Origin of the sequence: Paenibacillus sp. MMO-177, assembly GCF_037147795.1 — a bacterium.
Classification (GTDB): Bacteria; Bacillota; Bacilli; order Paenibacillales; family Paenibacillaceae; genus Pristimantibacillus.
Genome location: NZ_JBBCUR010000002.1, coordinates 1,002,958 through 1,018,448 on the forward strand (window position 1 = coordinate 1,002,958; position 15,491 = coordinate 1,018,448).

General features: G+C 49.4%; 20 protein-coding genes and 1 tRNA gene. 13 read left to right on the top strand and 8 right to left on the bottom strand.

The window, feature by feature from the left end:
* The first annotated feature begins 55 nt into the window (after positions 1 to 55).
* The 3 genes from WFK81_RS10150 to WFK81_RS10160 are packed head-to-tail and all read left to right on the top strand — an operon-like array spanning position 56 to position 2,533.
* The gene (locus WFK81_RS10150) at positions 56 to 802 is read left to right on the top strand and encodes an ABC transporter ATP-binding protein (protein ID WP_336786279.1); all 747 of its coding nucleotides are present in this window, start codon (positions 56 to 58) and stop codon (positions 800 to 802) included.
* Positions 799 to 1,818 carry an ABC transporter permease gene (locus tag WFK81_RS10155; protein WP_336786280.1) on the top strand — a complete coding sequence of 340 codons (1,020 nt, stop codon included), beginning with the start codon at positions 799 to 801 and terminating at the stop codon, positions 1,816 to 1,818. Before WFK81_RS10150 ends, WFK81_RS10155 begins: the two co-directional genes overlap by 4 nt.
* 55 nt (positions 1,819 to 1,873) lie before the next feature.
* Positions 1,874 to 2,533 carry a TetR/AcrR family transcriptional regulator gene (locus tag WFK81_RS10160; protein WP_336786281.1) on the top strand — a complete coding sequence of 220 codons (660 nt, stop codon included), beginning with the start codon at positions 1,874 to 1,876 and terminating at the stop codon, positions 2,531 to 2,533.
* An 81-nt stretch (positions 2,534 to 2,614) separates the two neighbouring features.
* Here WFK81_RS10160 and WFK81_RS10165 read toward each other — a convergent pair whose 3' ends face one another.
* A complete protein-coding gene (locus WFK81_RS10165) occupies positions 2,615 to 3,229 on the bottom strand; it encodes a YitT family protein (protein WP_336786282.1) in 615 nt (204 codons plus the stop codon).
* Between the two features lie 125 nt (positions 3,230 to 3,354).
* Positions 3,355 to 4,539: an MFS transporter gene (locus WFK81_RS10170; RefSeq protein ID WP_336786283.1), complete on the bottom strand. Its 1,185-nt coding sequence runs from the start codon at positions 4,537 to 4,539 to the stop codon at positions 3,355 to 3,357.
* 198 nt (positions 4,540 to 4,737) lie between these two features.
* Between WFK81_RS10170 and WFK81_RS10175 the strand changes: the two genes are divergently transcribed.
* Positions 4,738 to 6,207 (top strand): aminotransferase class I/II-fold pyridoxal phosphate-dependent enzyme, encoded by a 1,470-nt coding sequence (locus WFK81_RS10175; RefSeq protein WP_336786284.1) that lies wholly within the window; start codon positions 4,738 to 4,740, stop codon positions 6,205 to 6,207.
* A gap of 110 nt (positions 6,208 to 6,317) precedes the next feature.
* A complete protein-coding gene (locus WFK81_RS10180) occupies positions 6,318 to 6,716 on the top strand; it encodes a DUF1885 family protein (protein ID WP_336786285.1) in 399 nt (132 codons plus the stop codon).
* 72 nt (positions 6,717 to 6,788) lie between these two features.
* On the opposite strand, the gene WFK81_RS10185 is transcribed toward WFK81_RS10180, so the two are convergent.
* The 3 genes from WFK81_RS10185 to WFK81_RS10195 form a co-directional block, all read right to left on the bottom strand.
* Complete coding sequence (locus WFK81_RS10185; protein ID WP_127493555.1) at positions 6,789 to 7,109, bottom strand: DUF1292 domain-containing protein; 321 nt, start codon at positions 7,107 to 7,109, stop codon at positions 6,789 to 6,791.
* A gap of 115 nt (positions 7,110 to 7,224) precedes the next feature.
* Positions 7,225 to 7,794 (bottom strand): stalk domain-containing protein, encoded by a 570-nt coding sequence (locus WFK81_RS10190; RefSeq protein ID WP_336786286.1) that lies wholly within the window; start codon positions 7,792 to 7,794, stop codon positions 7,225 to 7,227.
* Between the two features lie 171 nt (positions 7,795 to 7,965).
* Positions 7,966 to 8,181, bottom strand: coding sequence for a hypothetical protein (locus WFK81_RS10195; protein ID WP_336786287.1), 216 nt, complete (start codon positions 8,179 to 8,181; stop codon positions 7,966 to 7,968).
* Positions 8,182 to 8,308: 127 nt separating this feature from the next.
* Here WFK81_RS10195 and WFK81_RS10200 point away from each other — a divergent pair, with 127 nt between their 5' ends.
* Both WFK81_RS10200 and WFK81_RS10205 read left to right on the top strand, forming a co-directional pair.
* A complete protein-coding gene (locus WFK81_RS10200; RefSeq protein WP_442956049.1) occupies positions 8,309 to 9,046 on the top strand; it encodes an MBL fold metallo-hydrolase in 738 nt (245 codons plus the stop codon).
* Positions 9,047 to 9,202: 156 nt separating this feature from the next.
* Entirely contained in the window at positions 9,203 to 9,436 is a 234-nt protein-coding gene (locus WFK81_RS10205; protein ID WP_336786288.1) for a DUF3892 domain-containing protein, read from the top strand.
* Between the two features lie 52 nt (positions 9,437 to 9,488).
* Here WFK81_RS10205 and WFK81_RS10210 read toward each other — a convergent pair whose 3' ends face one another.
* Positions 9,489 to 9,653 (bottom strand): hypothetical protein, encoded by a 165-nt coding sequence (locus WFK81_RS10210; protein WP_336786289.1) that lies wholly within the window; start codon positions 9,651 to 9,653, stop codon positions 9,489 to 9,491.
* Between the two features lie 153 nt (positions 9,654 to 9,806).
* Between WFK81_RS10210 and WFK81_RS10215 the strand changes: the two genes are divergently transcribed.
* The 5 genes from WFK81_RS10215 (at position 9,807) to WFK81_RS10235 (ending at position 13,552) form a co-directional block, all read left to right on the top strand.
* Positions 9,807 to 10,010, top strand: a complete 204-nt coding sequence (locus tag WFK81_RS10215) for a DUF2524 family protein (RefSeq protein ID WP_336786290.1) — start codon at positions 9,807 to 9,809, stop codon at positions 10,008 to 10,010.
* A gap of 148 nt (positions 10,011 to 10,158) precedes the next feature.
* Entirely contained in the window at positions 10,159 to 11,424 is a 1,266-nt protein-coding gene (locus tag WFK81_RS10220) for a plastocyanin/azurin family copper-binding protein (RefSeq protein ID WP_336786291.1), read from the top strand.
* A gap of 10 nt (positions 11,425 to 11,434) precedes the next feature.
* Positions 11,435 to 12,136 (top strand): cupredoxin domain-containing protein, encoded by a 702-nt coding sequence (locus WFK81_RS10225; protein ID WP_336786292.1) that lies wholly within the window; start codon positions 11,435 to 11,437, stop codon positions 12,134 to 12,136.
* A gap of 109 nt (positions 12,137 to 12,245) precedes the next feature.
* Complete coding sequence (locus tag WFK81_RS10230; RefSeq protein ID WP_336786293.1) at positions 12,246 to 12,818, top strand: RNA polymerase sigma factor; 573 nt, start codon at positions 12,246 to 12,248, stop codon at positions 12,816 to 12,818.
* The gene (locus tag WFK81_RS10235) at positions 12,815 to 13,552 is read left to right on the top strand and encodes an anti-sigma factor (RefSeq protein ID WP_336786294.1); all 738 of its coding nucleotides are present in this window, start codon (positions 12,815 to 12,817) and stop codon (positions 13,550 to 13,552) included. Before WFK81_RS10230 ends, WFK81_RS10235 begins: the two co-directional genes overlap by 4 nt.
* Positions 13,553 to 13,607: 55 nt before the next feature.
* On the opposite strand, the gene WFK81_RS10240 is transcribed toward WFK81_RS10235, so the two are convergent.
* Positions 13,608 to 13,946, bottom strand: coding sequence for a cupin domain-containing protein (locus tag WFK81_RS10240; protein WP_336786295.1), 339 nt, complete (start codon positions 13,944 to 13,946; stop codon positions 13,608 to 13,610).
* Positions 13,894 to 15,072, bottom strand: a complete 1,179-nt coding sequence (locus WFK81_RS10245; RefSeq protein ID WP_336786296.1) for an acyltransferase family protein — start codon at positions 15,070 to 15,072, stop codon at positions 13,894 to 13,896. Before WFK81_RS10245 ends, WFK81_RS10240 begins: the two co-directional genes overlap by 53 nt.
* Before the next feature lie 167 nt (positions 15,073 to 15,239).
* On the opposite strand from WFK81_RS10245, the gene WFK81_RS10250 reads away from it, so the two are divergent.
* A tRNA-Val gene (locus tag WFK81_RS10250) sits at positions 15,240 to 15,312 on the top strand.
* Positions 15,313 to 15,491 lie beyond the last annotated feature (179 nt).

Here is a 15,491-nt window from a genome sequence, read left to right on the forward strand (position 1 = left end):
CGGTATTTATACTGAAAGTGAGTATTCACTCACTTCATTCAAAGAGGTGTTTCTATTGACGAAATCAGCGGAAAAGCCTGCTATTGCCGTCTCCGGAATCACGAGACGGTTTGGGGATCGGAAGGTATTGGACGATATTAACCTCACCGTTCCTCGCGGGGAGCTATTTGGACTTTTGGGACCTTCGGGGTCAGGGAAAACAACGCTAATCAAGCTCATAACCGGCATTGACCGGGCCGACGCCGGTCAGGTTGAATTGTTCGGCGAGTTCATGCCGCAGCTCAGGATGCTTCAAGCCATAGGCTATATGGCGCAGTCCGATGCTCTTTATCAGGAGCTGACCGGCAAGGAAAACATGGCCTTTTACGGTTCGCTCTACGGGCTGTCCGGCAAAGCTCTTGCTTCCCGAATTCAGTCCGCTGCAGCATTAGTGAACTTGACGGAATATTTGGATAAACCGGCAAGCGTTTATTCCGGCGGCATGAAACGCCGCCTGTCGCTTGCCATTGCCCTGCTGCATGAGCCTCAGCTTCTTGTGCTTGACGAGCCGACGGTTGGTGTCGATCCCGTACTCCGGCAATCCATCTGGGATGAGCTGCGTGCCCTGACGCAGCAAGGCGTAACGATTATCGTTACCACTCACGTCATGGACGAAGCCGAGAAATGCGACCGTTTGGCACTTATCCGCGACGGTAAATTAATTGCGCTGGACACTCCCGAAGCTATTATCGAGCAAGCCGGAGTCCATACGATCGAAGAAGCATTTATCGCCCTTGGCAGCCGTAAGGAGGCACAAGCATGAGAATTCGCGCGCTGGTTGTTCGCATTATCCGCCAGTTCGTCCGGGACAAACGGACATTGGCCTTGTTGTTCCTCGCTCCGCTGCTCATCCTGAGCTTAACGAAACTTGTTTTTGACGGCAGAACCGTGTCGCCCGAAATCGGCTTGATTGGACCCGCAAGCGCTTTTGCCGTCCAGCTGGAAGAGCAGAATGCCAGCATTACCGTCTACGAAACCGTCGAAGCGGCAGATAAAGCCCTTCATAACGGAGAGCTAGATGCCCTTGTCCAAGTTAAGGACGGCAAGCCGGACATTACGCTGGAAGGAAGCGATCCGTCGGTAAGCCGCAGCACGCAGCTTCTCATGCAAAAGGCGCTTCAGAGCAATGTTCAAGAGCTTGCTCCAACGGTGCACTATTTGTACGGAGGACCGGATATGGCCTCCTTTGATTCGTTTGGCCCTGTACTCATCGGCTTCTTTTCTTTTTTCTTTGTCTTCCTGCTGGCGGGAGTATCCTTCCTGCGCGAACGTACAAGCGGCACGCTGGAAAGGCTGCTGGCGACGCCAATCCGCAGATCGGAGATTGTGCTCGGCTACTTGGCGGGCTTTGGCATCTTCACGCTGCTTCAGGCTTCCCTCATCGCCTGGTTCTCCGTACAGGTGCTTGGCATGTCGATGGCGGGCCATATCGTCAATATGCTGCTCATTAATCTGCTGCTGTCATTAACCGCCTTAACGCTTGGCACATTATTGTCTTCGTTTGCCAGCAGCGAATTTCAAATCATTCAGTTCATTCCGATTATCATCGTGCCTCAGGCATTTTTCTCCGGTCTATTTAATCTGGATGCCATGAATCCCGTTCTGCAAAAGCTAAGCTATATCATGCCGTTGTACTACGGAGCGGATGCCATGCGGGGTATAATGATCCGCGGGGAAGGTATTTCGGATATCCAGCTGGATATCTACGTGCTGGCAGGCCTTTCGATCCTGTTCGCCCTTCTCAACGTTGCGGCGTTAAAGAAGCAACGCGTCATGTAGGCATGTTTCTTTTTCTGCTATAATGAGAGGAATGGGTAAAAAGGGAGTGTCTGGCATGAGCGAGCCGATTGAAGAATGGCTGGATGAGCTGAACAAGCTTGGCGACGAGAAATCGATGACCGATAAGCAGCTGAAGATCGTCAGGGCTGCTTCCGAAATATTTGCGGAGAAGGGTTTTGCCGCTTCATCCACGAGCGAGATCGCACAACGCGCGGGAGTTGCGGAGGGGACGATTTTCCGGCATTACAAAACAAAAAAAGAATTGCTTGTCTCCATCGTGGCGCCGGTGATGGCAAAGCTTGTCGCTCCGTTCGTGATGAGGGAGTTCTATAAAGTGCTGGACGGCAAATACGACAGCTACGACCAGATGCTGCGCGCGATTCTCGAGAATAGGCTGGCTTTTCTTGATAAGCATTTAAACGTGCTTAAAATTTTCATCCAGGAAATTCCGTTCCATCCCGAACTGCAGGAACAATTCGAGAAGCTGATCCTCGCGAAGGTGTTCGAGAAGATTACGCCCAATATCCGCAGGTTCCAGGAAGAAGGCAGTCTTGTGAACTGGTCCCCTTATACGATTATAAGACTTACGGTCTCCTCCCTCGTGGGTTATGCCGCCATACGAATGGTTTACGGCAAACGGGAAGGCAGCAATTGGGATGATGAGCAGGAACGGGAAGCGACCATCGCTTTTATTATGAAAGGGTTAGCCCCTTAAAGGATTCGATCCAAAAAGCCGAAGGCAAGGCAGGAATCCCCTCTTTCAAGAGAGCGGCTTCCCGCCTTGCCTTCGGCTTTATTAATGATGCTTGAATTGATGATTATGAGGCAAATTCCACGTGCAGAGACTTGTCGCCACTCCCCCTGCCGCAACCGTTATGAGTGATAGCAGAAACGTATCTTCCGGCAGCAGAATGGCTCCCGTCCCGATAATGATAAAATCCGTTAGAAAAATAATAACCCCAACGTTTAGCGGGATATAGCGGGACAAGAAATGAGCCAGCAGATCCGTCCCTCCCGTTGAGGTGCCGTTTCTAAGCATGATTCCAAGGCCTGTCCCGATGCAAAAGCCGCCAAGCACCGCGCGCGTAAAAGGAGTCCATTCAATGTAATAGAGAAAATGGAAACGGTACGGGCTAAGCAAATCAATGACATAGCTGGATAACAGCAGGCCGTTCAGGCTCTGGTAGATCATGCTCCGGCTTTGAAACCAAACAAGGGCAAATATCGGGATACTGCAAAACAGCATAGTCAGACCAACCTGAATATGTAGCAGATAATTGACAATGAGGGCAATTCCTATCAATCCCCCATCCAATATCATTAACGGAACAAGAAAAAAATTAATTCCGACCGATATAAGCAGGCTTCCCATAATAATGGCCGCCCACCTGCGCCAAGACAGTATCCCCATTCTTCCCTTCACCTCTTTTTGCTCTACCTCATTTATATGCCGATCTTGTACATGCCATTCTTTGGAAAACAATAAAAAAAGCCGGCTCCTCATCCATTCATGAGAAGCCGGCTTTTCGCCGCAATCTATTCCTGTGCTGCAGCAGAACCCGCCGTATTATCCATTCTGCGGAACTGCGCGAGCAGGATCAGTGCCAAGAGACATAGGATGCCGCCGGATACGTACGGCAGACGCAAATCGAGCGTAAACAAGAACGACCCAACAAGCGGTCCAAGAATTCGTCCGAGGCTGTCCATCGAAGAGCTGAGGCCGGAGGCAACGCCTTGCCCCACCTTTGTCTTCTGGGTAATCAACGAGGTTACGCACGGACGGATCAGCGAGTTGCCGATGCCAAATACGGCAAGCGACAAGGTAGCCCACCACAAGGAATGGGCAGCCAGCAGCAGGAAGAAACCAATCGCCGAAATAATCAGGCCAAGCGCAATGTATTGAGGCTCCTGCCCCCTCTTGATTCTGCGCCGGACAACGCCGCCTTGCACAAGCGCGCCAACAAAGCCGCAGACGAAGAACAGCATGCCTACCTGAACCGGCGTTACGTCAAAACGCTGAATGCCGAAGAACTGCAGCGTTGCTTCCATGCCGGCGAGAGTAAACGTAACGAAGAACGCGAGCACATACAAAAACTTGAGCGGCCCGGTAAATGCCGACCAGCGGGATTCCCGCTTCTCGCCCGATGCTCTTCGTTTCTCTGGCGGCAACGATTCCTTCAGCTTGGTTATTGCGAAAAACAAAGTAATTAATGCCATGACCGAAGCCGCGTAAAAAGGCGCTTCAAGCGAAACCTGACTGAGCAGACCGCCTACGCCGGGACCAATCGTAAAGCCGAAGCCAATCGACATCCCGACAAGCCCCATTCCTTTTGTACGCTGCTCCGGCGGCGTAATATCCGCTACGTAAGCAACGATAACCGATGTGACCGCTCCGGAGAACAAGCCCCCGAGAATACGGGAGAGATACATCATGGTCAAGTTGTCGGAAGATAAGCCAAACAAGAAAAAGCTGATCGCAAACCCGGTCACGCCGATAATAATAATCGGCCTCCGGCCGATCCGGTCGGATAAGCCTCCCCAATATGGAGAGAGTATGAACGATACGGCTGAGTAAAGCGCAAGCATTAAACCCGTATGATGCTCGGCATTACCCGGGCTGACGGCTTTAATCATTTCAGGCATAACAGGAATAATAATCCCAAACCCGATGAAGGTGGTCATTAGAATAGCCATTACTATTAGAAGTCGTTTATCTCGCATTTAGTCTTCACCCCATCCCTTATCGTAACATATCAAGCTGGCAATAGTTATGAACAAATGGAGAACAATACGTGCCCAGCTGCGGAATGCCCGGCTGCATCGATAAAATGTTGCTTGCATTCCGACTTGTTTTTGCTATACTCAACTTTGTTTGTACATTAGACATTTGACGACAGTCGAAAGGCAGGGACGAAAGCGATGGATCATAACAAAACCCCGCTCTTCAGCGCACTCCGCCGCCATGCGGAGAACGATCCGGTACAATTTCATATTCCGGGGCATAAGAAAGGTCTCGGCAGCGATACTGAGTTTCGCGAATTTATCGGCGACAACGCCTTGTCGATCGATCTTATAAATATTGCTCCGCTTGATGATTTGCATCAGCCAACCGGCGTTATTGAAGAAGCGCAAAAACTTGCCGCCGACGCGTTTGGCGCCGATTACACGTATTTCTCCGTTCAAGGCACCAGCGGCGCAATCATTACGATGATACTGACCGTCTGCAGCCCGGGCGACAAAATTATCGTACCGCGCAACATTCACAAATCGGTAATGGCCGCCATTATTTTCGCCGGCGCGCGTCCGGTATTTATCTCGCCCGCGCGCGATTCGAATCTCGGGATCGACCACGGCATTACGACCCGCTCGGTGAAGCGAGCGCTTGACCGCCATCCGGATGCCAAAGCCGTTCTGGTCATTAATCCGACCTATTTCGGCATTTGCGCGAATCTGAAGGAAATTGTGGACCTCGTTCACAGCTATGATATTCCGGTACTTGTTGACGAAGCCCATGGCGTGCTTATTCATTTCCATGAGAAGCTTCCGATGTCCGCCATGCAGGCCGGTGCCGATATGGCAGCTACAAGCGTACATAAGCTTGGCGGCTCCATGACGCAAAGCTCGGTGCTGAACGTACGCAAAGGTCGGATTAACCCGTTCCGCATCCAGACGATCCTGAGTATGCTGACGACCACTTCGACATCCTATATTTTGCTCGCATCGCTCGACACTTCCCGCCGCAATCTGGCGATTAACGGACATGAAATCGCGGAACGCGCGATTGAACTCGCCCAATATGCCCGCGAGCAGATTAATCAGATCCCTGGCCTTTATTGCTTTGGCGAAGATATTCTGGGCGACGAAGCAACCTATGATTATGATCCAACCAAGGTTACGGTCCATGTGCGCCATCTTGGCGTAACCGGGTACGAGGTTGAGAACTGGCTCCGCGATCACTACAACGTAGAGATCGAGATGAGCGATATGTATAACATTCTTTGCCTTGTGACGCCCGGAGATACCTCCGAGTCGATCGATAAATTGCTGCAAGCGCTCCGCGGTTTGTCCGAAACGTACCATGAAGGCGCCGAAGCCCGCGAGCTTGTTGTCAAAATTCCGGATATCCCGCAGCTGTCCCTTACGCCGCGCGACGCTTTCTATGGCGAGACCGAGATCGTGCCGTTCAAGGAATCGGCCGGACGGATTATCGCCGAATTTATTTACGTCTATCCGCCGGGCATTCCGATTCTGCTGCCGGGTGAAGTCATCTCGCAGAAGAACATCGACTATATCGTGGATCATGTTGAGGTTGGCCTGCCTGTCAAAGGGCCGGAAGACCGCAGCATTCAGTTCGTTAAAGTTATCGTAGAAGAAAACGCGATCTTCTAAGCCAAAAGCCAACAGCAGCGCCTTTAAGCGATGCTGTTGGCTTTTTCGTATGATTCCACTTATTGTAAACCTTCAGAGTGCCATGCTATGATGAGATGGGGGTGGGATAAATGAGTCAAAGCGCATTTATTAAGCTTGTTCAAGGATCTGCCGTTAATGAACTTCCGCTCGATGAACTGAAGGAGAAGCTTTTGCATTACCGGGAACAGACCGCTTTAACCGGAACGCAGCTTGACTGGGATTATGCAAACGCGGCTTTTCCGTATACGATCGAATCGAAGCAGGATGACCGATGGTTTTACTTGCAAGGCACCAATCCCGGGTACAAATATATTGTGTTTGGCAATGGAGCCGAGGGCCCTTCCACCATTCAAGTCGTCCTTCCCGACGGGTCCACCCATGGCGACAAGGCAAAAGCCAACGAGTTATGCAAGTATTTGGCCAAACAGCTGCTTGCCGAACTTACGATGTTTAACGGCCGCACGATTTATTACAACCCGCGCAAATAGAATACATACCGAAAAAACACCCGTCTATCCGGGCTTTATGAGCCACTTGGATAAGACGGGTGTTTTCGGTCATTAACCTTCTTTGTTCTCGTTCTCGGTACGCGCGATTTCTTCGTAGATCGCAGTCACGCGGTCCCACTCTGCATCGTCCTCGATACCAACGAGGAATGCTTCGTCGTTCTCTTCTTCGATACGGAAGATAACGCCGTCAGCCTCCGGATCGTTGCGATCCAGCAATACGGCGTATACGTTATTCTCCGATTCAAATGTATAGACCATGACCATTTCACGCTCTTGGCCTTCGTCGTCTGTCACGATGAACACATGTTCATCATGTTCATGATCATGTCCGCAGCCGCAGTCTTCGCCATGCTGATGTTGATGCTCGCTCATGGAATTACCCCATTTCAGTTATTTATGCATACTTACGTATCGTACCATGCAGAGGAACGCCGGTCAAACAAAAGACGCCCTGCCGCAGCGCAGAGCGTCTTACTACCAGCATGTTCTACTGGGAAGTGATGAGTTTCTCCGATACAACCGTCCAATCATCGGAAGGCGATGTCTTCAAATAGAATCGTACCGCATATTTGCCGGCGTATTCGAAGTTGTATTTGATATCCTCCGTCCGGTACCAGAAATTATCCTTCGTGATGCTTACATTTTGGGATTGAATAACCTTCTCGGTTCCATACGGGTCCGTAATCGACACTTTCACAGCAGAGATATCCGTCTTAAGGTTGTCGATTTGGGAGAAGACGTTAAACGTATATTTGTTGCCTTTGTCCACGTTGCCAAAGATGACTTTATCCTGGAACAGTATCATATGGACATTAGGCTTGTTAATTGTGGCTTTCTTGCTCTGATTATCCCAGTCAACAAGCGCATTCAGGCTGTTTCCCATCTGGCGAAGAGGCAAGTAGGTTTTGCCGTCCACAATAATGCCGCCGTCATCCAGCTCACTGCCGTTAACAATGACGCGTACTTTCTGGGATGCTGAATCGGCAAAAATGAGCGTACCTCCGAATACCGACAAAATAGCGAGCAGAATAGCTACTTTTTTGAATCTGACTTTCATTGCTGTTAACCCTCCCTCCATCCGGTTTGTCTGGATGTTTGGTTATACTCGGGTTTTGGCCCAAAGTTGCGCCCAGCAAAAAAAGTTTTTAAGCCCGACAGTTCAAGGCTGAACCTGTCAAAAGCTGTTGAATCATGCGCTTGCCCAGGAAATACTTTTGTATTTCCCTGCTTAGCTGTAAGTGCGGGTCAAGACGCAAGGCACGCCCTTCCCCACCGCTCCGGGCTCCTGCATTCGCTTCCAATAACGCATCCCACGCTCGCATGGCGTTTTGCACACCGCGCAAGTGTCGGACAATACAAGCTTGTAATAGTACTGCTTCCTTTCACTTGACGACTTTTTCTTCTTCGCAACTTTGCCTTTGCCCTTTGCCGCTGCTGCACTCATCTCTTTCAATCCTCCCGCCAATTTTGCTTCTGCATTATATGTAGGCTGACGGCATTATGCATCTGTTGTTTGTCAACAACTTGCGTTATTTGATACAGTGGATACAAACCTTGAAATGGGAGGCGTTCTGAGCTTGCAAATCCAAATGCTTGGCACCGGCGGTGCTTTCGCGAAAAAATATTCGAATAATAACGCTTTAATTGAAGTTGATGGCTTCAAGCTGCTTGTGGACTGCGGCATTACGCTGCCCCGGTCGCTTCACGATGCCGGCTACTCTTTTGATGATCTCGATGCGGTGCTGATCAGCCATATGCATGCCGACCATGTCGGCGGGCTGGAGGAATACGCGTTCCAGATGATGTTCCGTTATGGCCGAAAGCCTGTCCTGTATATTGCCGATACGCTTGTTGAACCATTATGGGAGCAGACGCTTCGCGGAGGTCTGACACAGGAGCCGCTTAACGCGCTGTCCGATTTCTTTGACGTTCGACCTATCAAGGAAGGCGAAACGCGCGAAATCCATCCCGGGATTCATGTGAAGCTGATCCGGACGGATCATATCGCGGGCAAGCTAAGCTATTCCTTCCTCTTTAACGGGACGTTTTTTTATTCCGCGGATATGAAGTTTGACGGCGGATTGCTGAAGGAATTGACCGCAAATGGGGTAACAACGATCTTCCACGACTGCCAGCTGATCTCTCCGGGAGTTGTTCATGCGAGTCTGGACGAGCTGCTGACGCTGCCTGAGGACATTCAGGAGAAGGTGTGGCTGATGCATTATAACGACAATATGGAAGAGTTCATTGGACGCACCGGGAAAATGCGTTTCGTGGAAGAGCTCGCAATTTACGAAATTCAAAAATAACAAGCAGACATCCACCGCGCTACTGGCGCTGCAGACATCCGCTCTTGCTGTAGCTTATGCAAACGGATGGAGTCCGGTCAAAGAATTGTTGTGCTTACAGGCGCATGCATGCATTTTGCCGATTCGATCCATACTATTATCGGGAGGATGATAAATATGGATCACACACAAGAAGAAGTAGTTGCCGTACGCAAGAACGGAGACGGCGATATTGTTGAGCTGCAGTTAACGTCTGGCAAGGTCGTCGATTATAAAACCGCTCAAACGATGGTTAAAAATAATGAAATTGCGGGATTAAACGTTTTTAAAGGCCGCGACCATGAAGATCATCTCCGCTCTAACGCGGATGGCCGCAAGGACAATAATCTCGACAATCTGCCAACCTTCTAAAACCGGAAAATCGGCTGCCGCAATCGCGGACAGCCGATTTTTTCTTATCCTATCATTTTTTCTTCGTTTCAGGAGGCAGCTTTCTGCGCCATACATGTGTCTGATCGTAAGAAAAGGAGTCTTTGACGACAAACCTTGCCACACAAGCGCTAACCGTACCCACGATGCCAAACAAGCCTAGAAGCCATACGGCCATATAGGCATATTCCTGTGCCAAACGATACCGCCTCCTATTAGTTTTGCAAATGCTTTCTATACAGGTATGTACGGCCGGAATCTAATATGCTAATTTTGTCACAAGTTTGAATCATAATTCCTGATCCGGAACATACTAAATAGCGGGCAATCGCTTCTACAATACAGAGGGAGAGTGACTTCTGCCATGACTTCAGATTTGAACAGCAGCTATGATTGCGCAAATGCTTCTACCGATTTGCCTAATCTTATTTCACAGCTTGACTCGTTAAGAAACGGTTCCGCTTCCACAGCCGAGCAACAGGAAGAAATAAACCGGCTCGAGAATCAGATTCGGTTCATTCAGAACAAATGCGATATACCGCATAGTAATCATTAATAACGAGACACGAAAGGTCCATGCTGATACGCATGGACCTTCCCCTTTTTTATAAACTCCGCAAATAATTTCAATTCCCGTCAAACCGCTTTTTCATTTCCTTCGTTACCTCCTATAAGAGACCATTATTCTTTAAGGAGGAATTAACATGACCGCCAAAAAATTAACGATGTTTATGTTTGCCGCCGTACTCTTAACCGGTCTGCTGTCGTCTGTCATTGGAGCTTCGGCGGCGGAGCCGCCATCCGCGCCTGCTTCCGTAACAACCGATGCCGATACCGCCGCGAAGCTTGGACTGCTGCTGGGTGACGGCAGAGGCGTTAACGACGCCTACCTCGCCAAACAGACTACCCGCATGCAGGCAGCCATCATCTCTTTGCGCCTGAACGGCCATTTGAAGGAAGCAATGGCGGCTACTAGTGCTTCTACTTTTAAAGACGCAGACAAAGCAGGCAAATCCAACGTTCCGATTCTCGCTTATTTGAAGCAGCATCCCGAACTGGGCTGGGCCGGCAACCCCGACGGTACCTTCCACCCGAACGATCCCGTCAGCGCGCAGCAGCTGTACAAAGTTCTTCTCGAAAATATCGGCTTCCGTTCCGGCTCCGAGTTCGCTTACGCGGATACGTTGACCTTTGCGGCTTCCAAAGGAATGGCATCCATTGCGGCAGCCAGCCCGCTGACCAACGCGCATCTTGCCACAGCGCTTATCGAGGCCTTAACGGTACAAACCCCGCAAGGGCAATCCTTTTTCAGCAACCTCCAGCAGAAAGGCGTACTCCCGCAATCCGCAGCACTTCCTCAAGGGAAAAGAGTTCAACTGCGAAGCCATCAAGAGCTGGGTACTTATCTGACCGACAATAATGGCATGACCTTATACTATTTCACGAAGGATGCCGAGAATATCAATGCTTGCGGGGGGCAATGCCTCGTTAACTGGCCTGTGTTTACATCGGGCGAGCTGCAGATTCCCGCTTTCCTGAATAAAGCCGACTTCTCGAGCATCACCCGTGCCGACGGCACGAAGCAATGGACTTACAAGGGCTACCCGCTCTATTACTTTATCAAGGATACACAGCCGGGTGATGTATTTGGCCAGGACGTAAATCAGGTATGGTTTGTTATTAATCCGTCTGCCTTCAAAGGCATGACCCCGGAAGCCAAAACCTACCGGATCGATATTAAACAGTTCTCTTTCGGCACGGAACCTCTGACCGTTGAAGCCGGCTCCAAGATAACGTTCACCAACTACGATGAGATGGAGCATAACGCGGTAGCCGTCGATGGCAGCTTTAAAGTTCCCGTGCTCAAAACAGGAGAGTCCTATACGATTACTCTTGATAAACCGGGTACCTACAATTACTATTGCGAGCTGCACAAGTCGTTTATGACCGGTGAGATTATTGTGAAATGAGGGATATACCATGAAGTTTATAACTAGCAAAAGCTTGCTGCTCTTGTTGTCCGGGCTATTGTTTGCGATTTTATTGGCAGCTTGCGGCAGCTCAACCGATAAGGCGGCCTCCGCTCCCCCTCCATCGCAGGAGGCAGCGACCGTCACGCCTAGCCCTACCCCGGAAGCATCCATGTCTAGCGAAGAGCATGAAGATATGCAGCATGAATCAGCCGCCCATACGGAATCTCCATCTCCGTCTGCAGCTCCGGAAGCATCGGCAACGGCCAAACCGCAAGCAACGGTGATGACGACTGCGACGGCTGCACCAAAACCGAAGCCTTCGATTTCCCCCTCCCATGATGATCATCGTGGCGGGCGCTCTAACGATGATGATGATTCCAAGGCATCTCCTGCCGGCGAGGATCATCCAAAAAGCTCGCCTGCAGCTAATGCATCGGATACGGATGATGGCGGCAAGGAATATGTCGTTGAAATTACGAATTTCGCCTTCTCCCCTGCCAAGCTGGAAATAAAGCCGGGAGACCGCGTTAAATTTATTAATAGAGACGAAATCAAGCATAGCGCGACAGCCGACGACAGTTCTTTTGACACCGGACTGCTAGCGGAGAATGAAGCCAAAACCGTTACCTTTGATAAAACAGGCGAGTTCGCTTATCACTGTATGCCGCATCCGGGCATGCAGGCCACGATTAGCGTCTCGGACAAATAGAAGGAATGAAGGGATAACCATACCTGGTTGTCCCTATTTCCTTTCGTATTGCGCAGCTGTAAACACTTGATAGAATAGAATTATATTATCCTCTTGGAGGTACCATCGTATGCGGGAGCTTACGGATCATCAATTGATGCTGCTCATTCAGAGCAAGCAGAGCGAGGCGCTTTCCGTTTTATATGACCGTTACTCGTCTCTCGTTTATTCCTTCGCCTGGAAAACCTTAAAGGACGAGGGTGTTGCAAAAGAAATCGTCCAGGCCGTATTTATGAGGTTATGGACAACCAAATCCGTCTATGATCCCGAGCAAGGCAGGTTCTCCAGCTGGCTGCTGACCATTACCCGCAATATTACGACCGACTGGCTGCGCAAAAGACGGAGAGACACGGCTCCCCTTGTTCAGGTCGAACCGGAGCAGCTGGCTAAAATCCCGGATGAGGCTTCCGCTACGCCGGAAACGGCTGCCGTTAACAGCGCGATGAAGGACCAAATCCGCAGCGCCTATCGCGATTTATCCGCCCAGCAGATCCATTTGCTTGAGCATTTCTATTGGCAGGGCTACAGCATCAGCGAGCTTGCAGCTATATATAACCAGCCCATAGGAACGGTAAAGAATCGTCTGCATCAGACGCTAAAAATATTACGCAGGCATCTCGTGGCCGAAGGAGAGCAATCATGAAGCAGCAAAATGTGACGGTTTGCCATAATGCCCTAGACTATATTTCAGGTGCTTGTTCCGATAAGGAAAAGAGAGCTTTTGAACGTCATCTTCCAAGCTGCCCGGCCTGCCAATCCGACCTTGAAGAGCTCCGTCTCGTATGGGAATCTCTCCCTTCCGATATGGAGCTGATCGAACCGCCAGCTGACTTGAAGCAGCAGGTCATGGACGCCGCGCTGGCCTCTGTTCAACCGCAACCGGCAAAACGTTCCTTCAGGAAGCTAACCTGGGGAGCTGCTGCCGCAGCCGTACTTGCCGTATTGGTTGCCGGCACGGCATGGAATGTGGAGCTGTACCGCAGCCGAAACGGACCGGACGTTATCCCTATCGAACAGGCGTTGTCCGTATCCGCCTCCCAGATCAATCAGCTTATATCGTTAAAGCCCGTATCGGATGAAGTCGCTTCGTCCTACGCCGTCGCCTGTATTGTGGATAACGGAAGCAACAAGCAATTTGTCGTCTATGTATTTGGCGCGCCGGCTTCCAAGGACAGCTCCGTCTATCAGGTATGGCTTAACCATGCCGGGCAAAAGGACAGCGCAGGCACTTTCCGGGTTGATGACAAAGGTATCGGAGTACTCGCGATGCCTATATCCGGCGATACGCTTGCTTTTGACTCCATTGGCATTACGCTTGAGCCTGACGACCACGGCAACCAGCCTCGGGGAACAAGATTGTACAGCTCGATCTCCTGATGAATAAAAACCGCCATCCGTACGGTCGGGTACGAATGGCGGTTTTTTTACTCGATTAGGAAGGATATCTGTCTCCCCTGGTTGTAGGCTCCGAAATGACAAGAAACTGAATGTCGAGATCCGATTTGTTGAACATCTGGTGCGGAGTACGCGGGGCTACGTGAATCCCTTCGTGCGCTTCCAGCTCAAAGGTCTCGCCGGCAATCTCAATCGTTGCCGTTCCTTCAAGAACAAAGAAAAACTGCTGGGACTTCTCGTGGTAATGGCGCGTTTCCGCCGTATGCGGCGGCATTTTCTCATGGATGATGCTCAAATCCTGCTGTTTCAGCAGATGCCAGCCGTCACATTGGTCCCCCCATATGTAGTGTTCCGCGTTTTGTCTGCTTGTCTTCATATCGGTCTCTCCTTGTTGTCCAGTCTCGCCCAAGCTTCATTGAAGGCTGCTCCAACAACCGGTATGATGCATAAGCTCCGCTTAATGAGGTTATTAATACGATTATTTCAATGGCCCATATTGGCATAATATTATTAAGCATATAAATAAAAGTCAATAATAAAACGGCATGGAGCAAATAAAGCGAATAAGAGATTTTACCCAAGAATGCGATTGGCCTCCAATGAAGAATTTGCGAAATTCCCTTTAGAGATAAGGCGCATATGAGAAGCAAGACGACTCCAATCGTAATACCCCAGTCAGCGGCCAGACTCAACCATGCCCCATCAATTCCTATCAGCTTCCCTATAACCGCATCGCTAATTCCGGCATAGGTATAAAAAAACAATCCCCCTGCAAGCATTGCAAGCTTTATTCTCCGAGAAAAGCCGCTTATACGGAGAAGTATGCCTTCTCTATTCTTGGCAAGGCATGCGCCCACTATAAACATTCCGATGTAATGAAGCGTGTACAAATAATTCGTTGAAATCGGATTCTGGTTAGCCAGCTGAATTAAAAGATTCCCCAGATATGAGATGAGGGATAAAGCTAACGCTAATCCCAGATTTGTTCTCCATCCAGAGCGAATAACCACAATCATCACCAGCGGGAATATAAGCGAGATCCGCATCTCCTGCGTTAATGACCAGACAACCGGATTAATGGCCGTCTCCATATACTCGGGAACAAGCAGCAAATGACGTATGACCGTATTGAAGGTTAATGGCTCCGTCCACCATTCAAGCCGTAGAGCACTGAAGCTTTTATCCGGATCGTAGACAAGCTTATAGAGCAAAATGCTGATCAACATAATGATCAGAAAAGGAATATAGATCCGGCAAGTTCGTTTAATTATGTAAGAGGAGTACGAAAATCTTTTATTGCCGTAAAAGGGCAACGATAATACGAAGCCGCTTAGCACAAAGAAAAAAATAACGGCCTCATGGCCCGCCTTTAAGATTCGAAGCGGCGTATAATTCAGTATATCAATCCACGATACAGCATTTAAAATAATAATGAAGTGACTAAACACCACGGTTAAGGCAGCTAATCCTCTCAAGGAGTCGAGCTCCTCATATCGCCTCATTTTCATCCTCCTATTTGTACAATCCTTTATGTTACAAAATGTATCACAAAAGTTTAAAAGATGGAAGCTGTATCCTGAATTAATTGATTAAAAGGCTGTTAAATTTATGCTTCAATTGTGTTGACATTCATTTTGGATGCTGATATATTAATATTCATCACTCACATGATCTGTTAGCTCAGCTGGGAGAGCACTATCTTGACAGGGTAGGGGTCAGTGGTTCGAGCCCACTACAGATCATACATCTAAAAAGCCGCAAAGCCTTGATAACTCAAGGGTTTGCGGCTTTTTCTATTTCTTAATGGCTGTTTATCCTCTAGCGTAACTGGAAACAATAACAGGCATTAGCCGCGAATATAGATTTACTCAACTTATTGAGCTACTGGTCCTTCAATTCTGCAAATTTGGAGTTTAAAAAA

Excerpts from the sequence above, each read along its gene's own strand:
- WFK81_RS10155 (WP_336786280.1), top strand. The coding sequence starts at position 799 with ATGAGAATTCGCGCGCTGGTTGTTCGCATTATCCGCCAGTTCGTCCGG.
- WFK81_RS10160 (WP_336786281.1), top strand. The coding sequence starts at position 1,874 with ATGAGCGAGCCGATTGAAGAATGGCTGGATGAGCTGAACAAGCTTGGC.
- WFK81_RS10165 (WP_336786282.1), bottom strand. The coding sequence starts at position 3,229 with ATGGGGATACTGTCTTGGCGCAGGTGGGCGGCCATTATTATGGGAAGC.
- WFK81_RS10170 (WP_336786283.1), bottom strand. The coding sequence starts at position 4,539 with ATGCGAGATAAACGACTTCTAATAGTAATGGCTATTCTAATGACCACC.
- WFK81_RS10175 (WP_336786284.1), top strand. The coding sequence starts at position 4,738 with ATGGATCATAACAAAACCCCGCTCTTCAGCGCACTCCGCCGCCATGCG.
- WFK81_RS10180 (WP_336786285.1), top strand. The coding sequence starts at position 6,318 with ATGAGTCAAAGCGCATTTATTAAGCTTGTTCAAGGATCTGCCGTTAAT.
- WFK81_RS10185 (WP_127493555.1), bottom strand. The coding sequence starts at position 7,109 with ATGAGCGAGCATCAACATCAGCATGGCGAAGACTGCGGCTGCGGACAT.
- WFK81_RS10190 (WP_336786286.1), bottom strand. The coding sequence starts at position 7,794 with ATGAAAGTCAGATTCAAAAAAGTAGCTATTCTGCTCGCTATTTTGTCG.
- WFK81_RS10195 (WP_336786287.1), bottom strand. The coding sequence starts at position 8,181 with ATGAGTGCAGCAGCGGCAAAGGGCAAAGGCAAAGTTGCGAAGAAGAAA.
- WFK81_RS10205 (WP_336786288.1), top strand. The coding sequence starts at position 9,203 with ATGGATCACACACAAGAAGAAGTAGTTGCCGTACGCAAGAACGGAGAC.
- WFK81_RS10220 (WP_336786291.1), top strand. The coding sequence starts at position 10,159 with ATGACCGCCAAAAAATTAACGATGTTTATGTTTGCCGCCGTACTCTTA.
- WFK81_RS10225 (WP_336786292.1), top strand. The coding sequence starts at position 11,435 with ATGAAGTTTATAACTAGCAAAAGCTTGCTGCTCTTGTTGTCCGGGCTA.
- WFK81_RS10230 (WP_336786293.1), top strand. The coding sequence starts at position 12,246 with ATGCGGGAGCTTACGGATCATCAATTGATGCTGCTCATTCAGAGCAAG.
- WFK81_RS10235 (WP_336786294.1), top strand. The coding sequence starts at position 12,815 with ATGAAGCAGCAAAATGTGACGGTTTGCCATAATGCCCTAGACTATATT.
- WFK81_RS10240 (WP_336786295.1), bottom strand. The coding sequence starts at position 13,946 with ATGAAGACAAGCAGACAAAACGCGGAACACTACATATGGGGGGACCAA.
- WFK81_RS10245 (WP_336786296.1), bottom strand. The coding sequence starts at position 15,072 with ATGAGGCGATATGAGGAGCTCGACTCCTTGAGAGGATTAGCTGCCTTA.